This window comes from Tetragenococcus koreensis, assembly GCF_003795145.1.
In the GTDB taxonomy this organism is placed as follows: Bacteria; Bacillota; Bacilli; order Lactobacillales; family Enterococcaceae; genus Tetragenococcus; species Tetragenococcus koreensis.
Map to the genome: position 1 here is coordinate 2,137,766 of NZ_CP027786.1, position 14,809 is coordinate 2,152,574.

Here is a 14,809-nt window from a genome sequence, read left to right on the forward strand (position 1 = left end):
AATCATCCTTTTCTAATCAAACAGCGTTTTCATTTGGCGAAAAATAGATAAATGTTGCGCTTTTTTCCAAATCAATCCAGCAGCAACAGAACCTAACACAGCAGCACCTAAAAAACGCGGAGTATAAAGCAACCAGTATAATTGATTGCTTGTTCCAGTAAAGAGAATCATGACAGGATAAGATAATAACGACCCAATGATTCCTGTTCCGATAACCTCTCCTGCTATCGAGCCATAAATACTGCTGGTCATCCGATAAAATAAACCTGCTAGAAAAGCACCAAACACCGCTCCTGTCAAAGCAAGTGGGGGTGCTCCTAAAAGAATCATACGGATAATCCCACAGATAAAAGCCATCCCCGTAGCATACAGTGGTCCCACCAGCGCACCTGCTAACACATTGATAACACTAGACATGGGCGCCATTCCTTCAATACGAAAAATGGGCGATAAAACCACATCTAAAGCAATCATAATTGCCAAATAAGTTAGCTTTCTTACTTTCTTATGTTCCATTCGTATTATTCCTTTCAAATTAATGCATACTCATAGACTTTTGGTCTTTTGGGATAAATACAGTTGGAAATACTTTTTCAAAAATCAACAAAATAACAATTGCAGCTAAAGCGGTCAGAAGTGCATTTGTGCCATTTATTACCAAGGAATAAATCACCGGTGACAAGCCCCACATTGCGTACTGTCCCCAAAAAATATACCCCGCTACAAAATGCCAGAAATAACGAGCAAACGTGCCCACTAGACAGGCACTAATAATAGCAAAGCGAGCTTGTCCGTGATTTTCCGCTTGAATCGATTTGTGTAATCTTGCTGCAAAAAAGCCAGCAAACCCCGCAAACGGGTAAGCTAAAATATATTCAATCAAAACTTGGGCAACACTTAAATAAATAACTTGACCTAAAGGAAAATGCAAAAACCCCCAGATTAGCCCTGCAAGCATCGCAGGTTTCACTCCACGACGCAACGCATACACAGTTAAGGTAATTTGTCCTAACGATATAGAAAAGGTCGTTCCCATACCTGTAGGTAAAAAAGAAAGCATAATACTTAATGCAGCAATGATCGTTCCTTCTATCCAAATTTTCGTATTTGAACGCATAACAAAAAACTCCTCCTTTTAGAATCATTTCAATTCACAAAGGAGAAGTATATTTTACTTCAACTCGTCACAATTCCTACGTTCGAATGATCGAAACAGGTACGAAGGGTTTAGAGAGTGTACTCAATCTCAGTCCATATGGACTCCCCTTTGCGAGCAGATTCTATTTAATTATTTACAAACACAGCATAACATATTTTTACAAAAAAACACAGTTAACTCTTATTTAGGACTTGAAAACATCGTCACTTATTCAAATAAATCGTTTTAAATTCATTCAGTAAAATTAATTTTCTTGGGTCGCTTTTTCCCCTTCTTCAGCATAACTTGTATCATTAACTGATTCTAATGAATAATTGCCGTCTTTATATTTAACAATACAGACACTTGCGTTGTCTAAACCATCTTCAGGAGCTTTAAAATCGTCAAATAAGGTGTCTAATAGCGCAGTAATACTAAGCCCATGTGAGGTAACCAAAACATTACCAGATCCGCTTTCTTGTGCTTCATCTGTTACAATCTGATCCAAACTTTCCGTCAAACGATCAGTGATCGTTTCATAATCTTCTGCCGGCCAATTTACCCCTTCTTCAACACCTTCTTCTGCCATCTGTTCTTGATCTAATTCCGCTACACTATCAGCAAAAACTTCTGGATCCATATTCGCTTGAAATTCCTCTAAAGAAACCCCTTGCTTATCGGCAACATCTTGCCACATTGAGTCATTTAGATCCCCTTCATAGGTACCAAAATTAAATTCTCGTAGCCCGCTATCTTTTTGTACTTGAAGATCTTTTGATTGCTCATTTTCTGCTAAAATCAAATCCGCTGTCTGAATTGCACGACCACTATCACTGGAATAGACACCTTGAAATTCAATATCTTTTAACCCAATCCCGGCATCTGTAACCACTTCTTCTCCTGCTGGCGTTAATACTGCATCTGACCACCCTTGCACTCGATCAGTGGTATTTAACATGGTTTTCCCATGACGGACAAGATACAATGTCAATTCATTATCATCTGAGGCTTGACTTGCCTCTGTAGTCTCTGTAGTTTGCGTTTGTTCTGCTTGTGTACTTTCTCCATTCTGACAACCTGATAATAGCATGACAAATGATAATGCAATACTGCTCTTTATTAATAACTTCTTCATTTTCTATTCCCCTATTCTTTTTTTATTTGCCAATAATGAAGACTTCCTTCCTCCTTTCCTGTAAAAAAATAAAAAAACCCACAATTAACCCTCAAATAGGGATAATCGTAGGTTATGCTCCTTACGGATAACATTCCAGCTTCATTATTAACAATGTACGTTGAAAAGGCTATCATAATAAATAACGACTGTCAACCCAACTTTACAAAAGAACAAACTTCTAACCATTCTGATCGAGTAGTGAAAAAAGAAAAACATTGTTCATCCAACCAATAGGTAATTAATCAATACAAAATGTTGTGACATAAGTCTTTTGGATAATAAAATATCCGAACCATAAGAGAGATTCCTCCTGCGATTACTCGCCAAATTAAATCTCATCAAATATAGTTCGGATATTTTTGTCTTGGTTTTACTTATGTCACAGTACCTTTTTGCCTCTTTATTCTTACAAATTAACCTTTGATTCAAACAATGGGCTCACTGGTTTATTTTCATGGATTCGTTTGATTGCTTCAGCGATCAAATCGCAAACACTGATTTCATCAAGTTTATCAATTTTACGTTCTTCTGGTAAATTAATAGAATCTGTTACTACTAAATGTTCAATCGCAGAATCAGAAATACGTTGTAATGCTGGTCCAGACAATACAGGGTGAGTACAAGAAGCGTAAACGCTAGTAGCGCCAGCCTCTTTCAGCGCATTCGCTGCAAGGGTAATCGTACCAGCTGTATCAATCATATCATCAATAATCACGCAGGTTTTCCCTTCAACATCACCTATAATGTTCATTACTTCTGCCACATTTGCACGCGGTCGACGTTTATCAATAATCGCAATAGGCGCTTTTAAGAATTCTGCTAATTTACGTGCACGAGTTACACCCCCATGATCGGGTGATACAACAACTACGTCATCGCCCTTAATGCCACGATCAATGAAATAATTAGCAATTAATGGTGCACCCATCAAATGATCAACTGGAATGTCAAAAAATCCTTGAATCTGAGCAGCATGCAAATCTAATGTAACTAAACGATCAGCACCAGCTTTTTCGATCATATTAGCCACTAGTTTAGCAGTAATTGGTTCGCGCGCGCGAGCTTTACGGTCTTGCCGAGCGTAACCATAATAAGGCATCACCACATTGATCGTTTTTGCACTGGCACGTTTTAAGGCATCAATCATAATCAAGAGTTCCATCAAATTATCGTTGACTGGACTGCTGGTCGATTGAATAATGTATACATGCGCTCCCCGAATACTTTCTTCGATGTTAACTTGGATCTCACCATCGCTAAATTGTTTAACCGTACACTTTCCTAATTCTACACCCACAGCTGCAGCAATTTTTTCCGCTAATGGCTTATTTGAATTTAGCGCAAAAATCTTTAATCTTGGATCAAAATAATGATTGGACATGAGGACCTCCACTTTCTATACATTCCAACGAACCCTTTATTCGTCTTAAATAGTTTGCTTACGTTGCTATTATAATGTTTATAACTGGTTAAAACAAGGTATTAGCAGAAGATTCTTGCAGAGGAAAGTAAAAATAAATAAAAAAAGGAGCTATGACGTAAGCCCTTTTGATAATAAAATATCCAAACTATAAGAGAGATTGCTCCTGCGATTACTCGTCGCACAAAACACTGCTCCTGCGATTACTCGTCGCACAAAACACTGCTCCTGCGATTACTCGTCGCAAATCCACAACGATTAGCAAATTTCAATAAATATAGTTCGGATATTTTTAAATTGTTTTCGCTTATATCACAGCCCCTTTTTATTATTATTGTAAAAAGGGTAACCTTTTAGCATAGCCTTCTTTGTTTACTTGTCGAGCACGAGCAATCGCCATATCATTTTCAAAAACATCGTCTGTAATTGTTGAACCTGCAGCTAGACAAGTATTACTAGCGATATTTACTGGTCCAATCAGATTCACTGCTGAGCCAATAAAACTATGATCGCCGACCGTTGTATGATGCTTATTTTTACCATCATAATTGACAAAGACAGTTCCACAGCCAACGTTAATTTCTTTACCTAATGTAGCATCGCCCACATAGGTTAAATGACCAACTTTAGTCTTTTCGCCAATCACAGCATTTTTTATTTCAACAAAGTTACCAACATGTGCTTGCTGATGAACTTCAGCTTTAGGACGTAAATGAGCGTAAGGGCCCACATCTGCTCCTGAACGAACAATGCTTTCTTCAACAGTAGAAGTTTTCACGACGACATTATCTTCAATCACGCTATCAGTAATTTGTGAGTTCTGGGTAATCATGCAATTTTCGCCAATCGTTGTTTTACCCTTTAATGCAACGCCGGGTTCTATCACGGTTTCTGCACCAATTTTTACTTCCTCATCAATATAAGAAGTATTTGGATCAATAAATGACACACCGTTACGCATGTGTTTGCGATTAATTCGTTTACGCATGATTTCATTTGCTTGCGCTAGCGCGACTCGATCATTAACACCAATAGATTCCTCAAAATCATTGGTTTGATAAGCAGCAACTATATGGCCGTTATCTTTTAAAATTTCGATAATGTCTGTCAAATAATATTCTCCTTGGGCATTATCAGTCGTGATATTATCTAATGCTTCAAACAAAAGTTCGTTATCAAAACAATAGGTTCCCGTGTTAATTTCTTTCACTTGCGCTTCTTCAGGAGAGGCGTCTTTTTGTTCAACAATTTTATCTACAATTCCCACGCGATCACGTAAAATTCGACCGTAGCCGTTTGGATCGTCAGCTTGGGCAGTTAAAATCGTTGCTGAAGCATTTTTACCTTGGTGATATTCAAATAATTGATCCAAAGTCTCACTAGTTAAAAGTGGCGTATCGCCACTAATTACCAAGGTTGTTCCTTTTTTTTCTTTTAAAAAATCAGCAGCTTGCATAACTGCATGCCCTGTACCTAACTGTTCAGCTTGCAATGCATATGCGCTCCGTGCACCAAGTTGAGCTTTTACTTCATCAGCGCCATGACCAACAATTGTTACAACTTCACGCGGTTTAACTTCTTCGACACGATTCATAATATGTTCGACCATTGGCTTACCGCAAACTGGATGTAATACTTTATATAGCTTTGATTTCATTCGCGTCCCTTTACCAGCAGCTAGTATAATTGCGTAACGTTCGTCCACCTGTCTCACTCCATTTTTAATTTTTGCTTGTTTAAGTGTAGCCCACTTGTTTGGACTTTTCAACCAATGAGACAAAATTATAGGTAGACCAATTTTTAATCAGCCGAAAAAGCGAGTGATCTCTTCGGCAGCTGAATCTACTGAATCCGAAGCATGAATCAGATTTCTTGTCTTATCCATGCCCAGGTCTCCTCGTAATGTGCCCATTTCTGCTTCCATAGGATCAGTTGCCCCTACAATTTTTCTAGTCTGTAAAACGGCATTATCTCCTTTAAGTACCAACAATAACACCGGACCTTCTGTCATGTACGAGACAAGACGAGGAAAAAAAGGCTGCTCTACCAATTGATGATAATGTTCACGCAGTTGCGTTTGCGTCAGTGTCTCTTTTTTAATCGAAGAAATTTGCAGCTGTTTATCTTCAAAACGTTGGATGATACGGCCAACCAAGCGACGAGATAAGCCGTCAGGTTTTATAATTACTAAGGTTTGTTCCGCCATTAAATTACGCTCCTAATATTTTATTTCATAACCAGGTTTACCATTACATCTTTTTAGTCATCAAAGTAATTACCAGGAATTACTTTGATTGTTTTCGTCTGTGTATCCACATCTTTGACATACAGCAGCGAATCGTAATCAGTGACCGCTCGTTTTCCTTTAAAATTAGCTTCGGCAAAGACACTAACGCCCACCAGTTTAGCATCAAATTCATCGATCAAGCCTTGCATTCCATTGATCGTTCCGCCGCCTTTCATAAAGTCGTCAACCACTAACACACGTGAACCTCGTGCCAAACTACGCTTAGATAACTCCATTTTTTCAATTCGTTCTGAAGACCCAGAAACATAGTTGACACTAACTGTTGATCCTTCGGTAATTTTTGAATCTCTACGTACAATTACAAATGGAGCATTTAAATAATAGGATACAGCTTGAGCAATTGGCACGCCTTTGGTCGCCACTGTCATCACAGCATCCACTTTTTCGTTCACATACTTTGAAGCGATAATTCGCCCAACTTGCCGCAGCAACTGGGGTTGTCCTAATAAATCGGTCAAATAAACATAGCCACCTGGTAGCAAACGATCCTGCTCAGATAAACGTTCAGCTAACGCATCAATATATTCTTTGGCTTCTTTTTTTTCAATGACTGGAACAAAAACCACGCCCCCAGAAGCACCTGGAATAGTTTCTAAAATACCTGTTCCTCTATCTTTAAATGTTTTTTTTGCGATCGTTAAATCTTCGCTAATTGATGATTTTGCTGATTCATAACGTTTGGAAAAAAACGTTAGCGGAATTAATTCATGGGGATGTTCCAACAAATAATGCGTCATGTCAATCAATCGTTCACTGCGACGAACCTTCACACCCTTCAGCTCCTTTTTTTAGTTTAGTCTTTTTAATTATAAAGGTTTTTCTAAATTTACGCGAGTATTTTTTGCGTTTTTCTAAAAATTGTTCGTCATTTGTATAAATCAATTAAAAAAACAACAGAAAACCTTCGTTTCCTGTTATTTTCTCATTAATTTTCTGCTTTTGTTCGTTGCTTCCGTTGAAATAGCATATAGACCTTTTTGAACACATTCACCACTAGAAATAACGCAATAAATACTAAGGTAATCGTAGCTCCTGGTGGTGTGTCAATATAAAACGAGCTGATCAAACCGCTCGACATTCCTATAAGTCCAATTAAAATACTGATCAAAATCACTGCGTTAAAACTTTTTCCTAAACGCATACTAATAGCGGCCGGCAAAACCATGATGGCCGAAATTAATAACGCTCCTGCGATCGGAATCATAATAGCAATTGCTACACCAGTCAACACATTAAACAGCATAGACATCCAATGAATTGGTAAGCCATCAACGTGAGCAGTTTCCTCGTCAAAGGTTAAAACATACATCGGTCGCTTGAATAAAAGAAACAATAGCAATGTTAAAGCAAATAATATACCTAAAAATATAACTTGCGGCTGCGTAATCGTCACAATAGAACCAAACAAATAGGATTGAATACTAGCAGAAGAGTTTCCCCCGGTAATGTTCATCAGTACAAGCGCGACTGCCAGGCCGCCTGCCATTAAAATTGCAATCGAAATTTCTGAGTATCCGCTGTAGATCATCCGCAAGTATTCTAATAAAACAGCGGCAATGACTACCACAATCATAGTGGTAAATGTGGGGTTCAAATTAAGAAAAAAGCCCAAAGCTACTCCGGCTAATGATACATGAGATAAGGTATCAGCCATAAGCGATTGTCGGCGAATCACTAAAAAAACGCCTAACATGGGAGCAATTCCGGCAATAAAAAGAGCCGCTAAGAAAGCTCTTCTCATGAACTCATATGAAAGCAGCGCCATTGAGTCCCCTCCTTTCGTACTAAATGAATCTGACGTTCAGCATATTCTTTAATGTCTTCATGGTCATGAGTGATCATAAGAACGCCCTTATCGTGTTCATGGGCGCTATGTCGCAATAATCGATAAAAGTTCGCGCGAGACTCCTCATCCATCCCATTGGTCGGTTCATCCAAAATAAAAAGATCAGGATCCGTAGCAAAAACCCGGGCTAAACTAATCCGTTGCTTTTGTCCTCCCGATAATTCACCAATCCGTCTATGTCGCATATCCCACATACCAACAGCTTCTAGTGCCTTTTGTACATGATCACGGTCTAATGCAGTAAACCGTTTGAACCAACGGCCTTTAGGATAACGGCCAGAACTAACTAACTCATAAACAGTACTAGGAAATCCTACGTTAAACGAAGCAATTAATTGTGGAATATAGCCAATACTAAGTTTTTCACCTTCATTATTCTTATCCGAAATATAGATACTACCTGATTCAGGCTTTAATAACCCTAAAGTTGCTTTAACCAAAGTTGATTTGGCTGCGCCATTTTCGCCGGTTAAAGTAACAAATTCGCCATCACTCACATGATAATTAATATCTTCCAAAACAGGTTCTTCATCATAGTAAAAAGTAAGATTTTTCACTTCGATATAACGCACATGTTTCCCTCCTTATTGCTTGCTGACTTTCTTGCTGTACCTAGGTAAAACTATGTACTCTAAAAATTGAGTCCTATAAGAATACCCAACACTTCTGTATTTTGATTTTCGACAAAACGTATCCGTTACGATTTATTGACAAAGCTTAATGTATCAAATCTTTCAGCTTTCGTCAAGAAAAATAGGAATATCTAATCAACCTTAACGACATAAAAAAACTATGACATAAGCCCTTTTGATAATAAAATATCCGAACCATAAAGAGAGGTTGCTCCTGCGATTACTCGTCGCACAAAACACTGCTCCTGCGGTTACTCGTCGCAAATCCACAATGATTAGCAAATCTCAATAAATATAGTTCGGATATTTTTGACTTGTTTTTTCTTATGTCACAGTCCTTATGTCATTAATTTAATGTTCGTACCATATATACTTCATCACAAAAGCCTTTTACCGCATTTACAATCCGCTTCGCACGACTTTGCTTTTGACATAAAGCAAATACAGTAGGACCGCTACCGCTCATTAAAGCAGCATCAGCACCATACTTGATCATACGTGTTTTGATCTGTTGGATCACCTGATGTTTAGGAATAGTTACGTCTTCTAAACTATTTCCCATATAATACAACATCTCTTGATAATCTTGCTTTAAAATTGCTGCAGCTAGATTCTTCATATCAGGATGTGTGATACGTGTCATATCCACTTGTTGAAAAATTTTCCTAGTTGAAACACTCATACGCGGCTTAACTAAAATAACCCAACAAGGGGGCATCGGCCTCAATTCTTTAACAATTTCACCCTTACCAGCAATAAATGAAGTAGTGCCATATAGACAATAAGGAACATCTGTGCCAACGTGCATACCAATATCAATCATTTCTTCCATCGAAAGATTTAGTGACCATAAGCGATTTAAACCACGCAAAGTAGCAGCACAGTCTGTACTACCACCACCAAGTCCTGCCGCAACTGGAATATTTTTTTGAATAGTAATTTTGATTCCTTCAGTAACATCGTAGCGTTTTTTTATAATAGCGGCTGCTTGGTAAACGTTATTGCGATGATCAATCGGTAAAAAAGCTTTATTGGATTCAATAACAATTTGATCTTCAGGCAGGCGCTCAAAACTTAAATGGTCAGCCAAATCAACACTTGACATGACCATTTCTAACTCGTGATAGCCGTCTTCTCTTTTATGCAGCACATCTAAGCCTAAATTGATTTTTGCCGGTGCTTTTTCAATTATTTCCATGTTTTCCACCCATTCGAAATAGTCATGTTGTATTTTATCATAGCAGATTTTCCTTGTATAGATACAAGTGACGGTTTTAAAACAAACACAAGAAAAGCGCAAAAAACAACGACTAATCGCTGCTTTTTACGCAAGTTAAAGGCAAATCTTCGTGCGACTCTTAGTTAATTTCAACCTCACCGATCTCCTCTTGAGCGACAACCTCATCTTTATCTTCAATAGAAAGTGAGCCGATCTTGTCTCCGTTCGTGAATACCGTTAAAACGTCCGTTTGTTTCCCAGCTTCCTCCACCGCTTTTCGGTCCATCGAAGCTAATTGAGTATCTGTAGTCACTTGATCATTTTCGTTCACATTAACTGTAAAAGGCGTCCCCTTTAATTCAACCGTATCTAAGCCCATATGAACAAGTACTTCTGCGCCACCTGGTGTTAAAATACCAATCGCATGTTTAGTTTCAAATACGCTTGATATCGTTCCTACCACTGGTGCGTAGATTTTATCATCCGTTGGTTTTACTGCATAACCATCCCCCATCATTTTTTGCGAAAAGACAGGATCATCAACCGCAGTAATAGGAAGTAAATCACCAGAAACCGGAGCAAATAGTTTTTCAGTTGTTACTGAGTTAGCAGCAGAAGTTGCAGTGGCCCCTTCTTCAGAAGAAGAAAGATCGATACTACCTGATGCTGCAGCATCAGCGGCAATTGCTGGTGCTGGTTCTTCACGATCTTCCTTATTGAAGATTCCTCGTTTTCTAAAGATAACTGTTAACATAAATGAAACCACAATAGCGATTACCATTGCAATTGCAAATGACAAATAACCACCGCCAATTTGGCTATTAATAACTAAAATCCCTGGCAAACCACCAACACCGATGGAATTTGCACGTACATCCATAAAGTTATTAAACAATCCAGCAAAACCTGAACCTACCATAGCAGCCACAAAAGGATAGAGATATTTCAAATTAATCCCAAACATTGCAGGTTCGGTGACACCTAGGTAACATGAAATCATTGCCGGAATTGACACTTGTTCTTCTTTTTTATCTCCACGGTGCAAGTAAATAACAGCTAATACAGCTGAACCTTGCGCAATATTGGATAAAGCAATCATCGGCCACAAACTGGTTGTATGATCTGTTACCTCAGAGGCAATCAGTTGCAAGTCAATTGCATTTGACATGTGATGCAAGCCGGTAATGACCAAAGGCGAATAAAATAAGCCAAAGGCAAAGCTGAATAGCCAGCTGAGAGAAGATGTTAAACCTGCAAAAATGACGTTAGAAATAATATCACCTAGCCACCAACCAAATGGCCCTAAGATGACATGAGCGGCAACGATGGTCGGTACTAAGGCAAACAATGGTACAAAAATCATTGAGATGGCTTCTGGAATGTGCTTACGAAAGAAAATTTCCAAATACGCTAGTAAAAATCCGGCCAACATGGCTGGAATCACTTGACCTTGGTAACCGATCATATCAACCTGGGCAAACCCGAAATCCCAAGTCGGAATATCTGCAGCAGCCGTGGTTGCTACATCATTTGCATTGAGTAACTGCGGGGAAACCAAGGTAATCCCTAGGACAATCCCTAGAATTTGCGTGGTGCCCATCTTACGAGTAACACTCCAAGTAATACCTACGGGTAAGAATTGGAAGATGGCTTCACCTGGCAACCACAAAAAATCATTGATAGCCGCCCAAAAAGTAGAACGATCAACAATCGTTGCTCCGCCAAAATCAACACCTTCTAGAATATTACGGAAACCTAAAATAAGACCCCCGACAATAATGGCTGGGATGATCGGCGCAAAAATTTCAGCTAAGGCACCAATCGCTCTTTGCAGTGGGTTCTGATTTTTTTTAGCTACTGACTTCGTTTCTTCTTGAGAAGCACCTTCTACCCCTGAAATTTCCTTAAACTCATTATAAAAAGTAGCTACATCATTACCTATAATAACTTGAAACTGACCCGCATTCGTAAACATTCCTTTTACACTAGGAATTTCATCGATTGCTTCCTGATCAGCTCTATCTGGGTCATTCAAAACAAAACGCATCCTGGTTGCACAATGGCTGACGGCGTTGATATTTTCTTTGCCGCCAATATCTTTTAGCAGTTGCTCAGCATCTTTTTGATATTTTCCCATGATGATTTCCTCCTCCACAAAATTGTATATACATGTATAATTACAAATTAATCATACCTTGAGACGTTCTATATTGCAAGCGTTTTAGCCATTTTATTTTATAATATCTCTGTTTTTTCAAGAAAAGTTTTGCCCTAAAATACGAACTTCAACTGATTTATAAGTTATTTTTTTGCAAATAAAAGTTTACACTCATACTATAAAAAAACTTCCATATTATCGTTGTAAAAGCTTTCATTTTTAGTTATAATTAAAATGCATGTATAGACAAGTCAGGAGGAAGATCTCATGAATCATATCCATATCGAAACTGGAAAACACTGGACAATCAACTGGTCAGATGGAACCACAGAGACACTATCCACTCCATTAAACCAACGAATAGACCAACTAAAGGAACAAATTAACACACAAGCTGTTGATGGTGGAACAATCGACCAGGAAGTTATCTTCGAACAAGAAGAACAAACACTCGAACTAGCACAATATTTAACTGAAGAAACCAATCGACCTTTTGTTTGTGGTCAACCCGAAGATTTTAACGAAAAAGTGGCACAAATTCCTTGGAATATCACCTATTATGGCTATAATCCAGGAAAAAACGAATACGCTCAAGAATCACTATTAACTGTCGGCAATGGCTTTATGGGCTTACGGGGAACGACACCAGAAATGGAGATTAGTGATGCTAACTATCCTGCACTTTATCTAGCAGGACTTTATAATGAGGCTGGTTCACAAGTCGCCGATAAAACCATCTATAATGAGGATTTCGTCAATGCTCCAAACCTACAGAAGATGTATTTAATCATCGATGGCAACCGAATTGACATTGAGCATAATCAAGTTTTATATATGAAACGCCAGCTTGATTTAAAAAATGGAGTGTTAACCTCCTGGGCTACGCTTGGCTTAGCAGATGGAAAAAAAATTGCGATCCAGACTCAAAAAATTGCCAATATGGAAAATGTTCATGAATATGTAATTAGCTATACGTTTACCCCGCTTAATTTTACAGGTGAAGTTGTCTTTGTCTCAGAAGCTGATGGACAAGTTTACAATTACAATGTTGAACGCTATCGCAGTCTGACAAGTGACCATTTGCAAGTTACTGAATTGCAAGCCGAAAAAGAAACTGTATCACTTCTAGCAAAAACGAACGCTTCAAATATTACTGTATCTCAACAGGCAAAATTACGTAGTTCCCATCATTTGTTAGCTAATTTAACTGTTGAACAAGAAACAAATAAAATCGTTCAAAGCGTGCCATTGAAAGTAGAAGAACAAAACTCTTATACTTTTGAAAAAACAGTCCTTGTACAGCAATACCAAAAAGAAGAAACAATACCTGAAATCGATCTGCAAGCATTGGCTTTTCCAACGTTTGAGACGTGCTTGCAACAATCTAGTGAACAATGGACGACTCTATGGAAAAAAGCAGGTATCAGCATCACAGGTGATTTAATGTCACAAAAATTATTAAATCTGCATACTTACCACCTACTGGTATCAGCATCGCCTAATGGAAATCAAGGATTAGATGCTTCCATAGCTGCACGTGGTTTACATGGTGAAGCTTATCGTGGACACATTTTCTGGGATGAATTATTTATCTTTCCTTTTTATATTCTCCACTTCCCAGAAACGGTTAAACAATTATTGCTGTATCGCTATAAACGCCTCGAAATGGCTAAAAAAGAGGCAAACGAAGCTGGTTACCAAGGTGCAATGTTTCCTTGGCAATCTAGTTTAGATGGTTCCGAACAATCACAAGAACTACATTTGAACCCAATAAGCAAAAAATGGAAAAAAGATAACAGTCGTTTACAGCGGCATATTTCCTTAGCGATCGCGTATAATATATGGTTATACTGGCACAATACGCAAGATGAGTCATTCATGAAATCATATGGTTTAGAAATGCTTTTAGAAATTGCACATTTTTGGGAAAGTGCAGCCGTTTATAACCCAGTTACTAAGCGTTATGATATCAGTCATGTGATGGGGCCCGATGAATTCCACGAAAGCTACCCCGAAGCAAAAGAAAGTGGCTTAAAAAATAATGCTTATACAAATATGATGGTCGTATGGTTATTCGAGGAAATCGAACGGATAAAAAACGAATTCTCTACTACAGAGTTTTCCACTATCCAAGAAAAAACCGGTGTTACTAATAAATTACTAGAAAAAATGGACAACATTAAGCATCAATTAACTTTAGAAATTAATGAAGAAGGTATCATCGCTCAATTTAACGGCTATTTTGATTTGAAAGATTTAGATTGGCAACATTATAAAGAAAAATATGGCAATATTTATCGAATGGACCGTATTCTTAATGCCGAGGGGAAATCGGCTGATGATTATAAAGTAGCTAAACAAGCAGATAGCTTGATGATATTTTACAACTTTTCTAAAGAGCAAGTAACAACCATCTTACAAGATTTAAATTACCAAGTACCAGCCGATTATGTACAAAAAAATCTTAATTACTATCTAGCAAGGACTTCTCATGGTTCAACCTTATCTCGTGTTGTCCACGCCCAGCTAGCTGCTATGGTCGACGATCAGGAATTATCATGGAAGTTATACCAAGAAGCGCTGTATTCCGATTATCGCGATATCCAAGGTGGAACCACCGCTGAGGGGATTCACGCCGGAGTAATGGCAGCAACGTTATATATTCCATTAACTACCTTTGCAGGTTTGGATATTCGTAAAGACGTAATTAGTTTTGCACCGAATTTACCTCAAGCTTGGACAAACATCCAGTTTTGTATAACTGTTCGAGGCATTGACTTTAGCATTTCTGTTTCACATGAAACAATCACTATTACTGCAACACAAGCTACTGATATTGAAGTTAATAATAAGAAAATCAAGTTAACTGCTAATGAAAAAACCACTATTACCTACTAAATACGAGGAGATT

At 38.1% G+C, this 14,809-nt stretch carries 12 protein-coding genes and 1 riboswitch; of the genes, 1 reads left to right on the plus strand and 11 read right to left on the minus strand.

The features are described 5' to 3' along the window. Positions 1-12: 12 nt before the first annotated feature. The 11 genes from thiW to treP form a co-directional block, all read right to left on the minus strand. Complete coding sequence (gene thiW, locus C7K43_RS10240; RefSeq protein WP_124006756.1) at positions 13-516, minus strand: energy coupling factor transporter S component ThiW; 504 nt, start codon at positions 514-516, stop codon at positions 13-15. Positions 517-535: 19 nt separating this feature from the next. Then, the gene (gene thiT / locus C7K43_RS10245) at positions 536-1,117 is read right to left on the minus strand and encodes an energy-coupled thiamine transporter ThiT (protein WP_124006757.1); all 582 of its coding nucleotides are present in this window, start codon (positions 1,115-1,117) and stop codon (positions 536-538) included. Between the two features lie 56 nt (positions 1,118-1,173). Next, positions 1,174-1,277, minus strand: a riboswitch (TPP riboswitch). A gap of 126 nt (positions 1,278-1,403) precedes the next feature. Further along, positions 1,404-2,273 (minus strand): histidine phosphatase family protein, encoded by an 870-nt coding sequence (locus tag C7K43_RS10250; protein ID WP_124006758.1) that lies wholly within the window; start codon positions 2,271-2,273, stop codon positions 1,404-1,406. A 448-nt stretch (positions 2,274-2,721) separates the two neighbouring features. Beyond that, positions 2,722-3,696, minus strand: a complete 975-nt coding sequence (locus C7K43_RS10255) for a ribose-phosphate diphosphokinase (protein WP_124006759.1) — start codon at positions 3,694-3,696, stop codon at positions 2,722-2,724. A gap of 370 nt (positions 3,697-4,066) precedes the next feature. Beyond that, on the minus strand, positions 4,067-5,440 hold the full coding sequence (gene glmU / locus C7K43_RS10260) for a bifunctional UDP-N-acetylglucosamine diphosphorylase/glucosamine-1-phosphate N-acetyltransferase GlmU (protein WP_124006760.1): 1,374 nt from the start codon (positions 5,438-5,440) through the stop codon (positions 4,067-4,069). A 99-nt stretch (positions 5,441-5,539) separates the two neighbouring features. After that, positions 5,540-5,941 (minus strand): nucleoside-diphosphate kinase, encoded by a 402-nt coding sequence (gene ndk, locus C7K43_RS10265; RefSeq protein WP_124006761.1) that lies wholly within the window; start codon positions 5,939-5,941, stop codon positions 5,540-5,542. 53 nt (positions 5,942-5,994) lie between these two features. Continuing rightward, entirely contained in the window at positions 5,995-6,813 is an 819-nt protein-coding gene (gene purR / locus C7K43_RS10270) for a pur operon repressor (protein WP_124006762.1), read from the minus strand. Positions 6,814-6,968: 155 nt separating this feature from the next. Next, a complete protein-coding gene (locus C7K43_RS10275) occupies positions 6,969-7,808 on the minus strand; it encodes a metal ABC transporter permease (protein WP_124006763.1) in 840 nt (279 codons plus the stop codon). After that, on the minus strand, positions 7,781-8,461 hold the full coding sequence (locus C7K43_RS10280) for a metal ABC transporter ATP-binding protein (RefSeq protein WP_124006764.1): 681 nt from the start codon (positions 8,459-8,461) through the stop codon (positions 7,781-7,783). The genes C7K43_RS10275 and C7K43_RS10280 overlap by 28 nt, the downstream gene beginning before the upstream one ends. A 406-nt stretch (positions 8,462-8,867) precedes the next feature. Then, positions 8,868-9,719 (minus strand): 4-(cytidine 5'-diphospho)-2-C-methyl-D-erythritol kinase, encoded by an 852-nt coding sequence (gene ispE / locus C7K43_RS10285; protein ID WP_124006765.1) that lies wholly within the window; start codon positions 9,717-9,719, stop codon positions 8,868-8,870. Positions 9,720-9,879: 160 nt separating this feature from the next. Next, complete coding sequence (gene treP / locus C7K43_RS10290; RefSeq protein ID WP_124006766.1) at positions 9,880-11,877, minus strand: PTS system trehalose-specific EIIBC component; 1,998 nt, start codon at positions 11,875-11,877, stop codon at positions 9,880-9,882. A gap of 288 nt (positions 11,878-12,165) precedes the next feature. Between treP and C7K43_RS10295 the strand changes: the two genes are divergently transcribed. Further along, positions 12,166-14,796 carry a glycoside hydrolase family 65 protein gene (locus C7K43_RS10295; RefSeq protein WP_124006767.1) on the plus strand — a complete coding sequence of 877 codons (2,631 nt, stop codon included), beginning with the start codon at positions 12,166-12,168 and terminating at the stop codon, positions 14,794-14,796. The last annotated feature ends 13 nt before the right edge of the window (positions 14,797-14,809 follow it).

Coding starts and splice junctions, on each gene's coding strand:
- C7K43_RS10255 (WP_124006759.1), bottom strand. CDS start 3,696: ATGTCCAATCATTATTTTGATCCAAGATTAAAGATTTTTGCGCTAAAT.
- ispE (WP_124006765.1), bottom strand. CDS start 9,719: ATGGAAATAATTGAAAAAGCACCGGCAAAAATCAATTTAGGCTTAGAT.
- thiT (WP_124006757.1), bottom strand. CDS start 1,117: ATGCGTTCAAATACGAAAATTTGGATAGAAGGAACGATCATTGCTGCA.
- C7K43_RS10250 (WP_124006758.1), bottom strand. CDS start 2,273: ATGAAGAAGTTATTAATAAAGAGCAGTATTGCATTATCATTTGTCATG.
- ndk (WP_124006761.1), bottom strand. CDS start 5,941: ATGGCGGAACAAACCTTAGTAATTATAAAACCTGACGGCTTATCTCGT.
- thiW (WP_124006756.1), bottom strand. CDS start 516: ATGGAACATAAGAAAGTAAGAAAGCTAACTTATTTGGCAATTATGATT.
- C7K43_RS10275 (WP_124006763.1), bottom strand. CDS start 7,808: ATGGCGCTGCTTTCATATGAGTTCATGAGAAGAGCTTTCTTAGCGGCT.
- treP (WP_124006766.1), bottom strand. CDS start 11,877: ATGGGAAAATATCAAAAAGATGCTGAGCAACTGCTAAAAGATATTGGC.
- C7K43_RS10295 (WP_124006767.1), top strand. CDS start 12,166: ATGAATCATATCCATATCGAAACTGGAAAACACTGGACAATCAACTGG.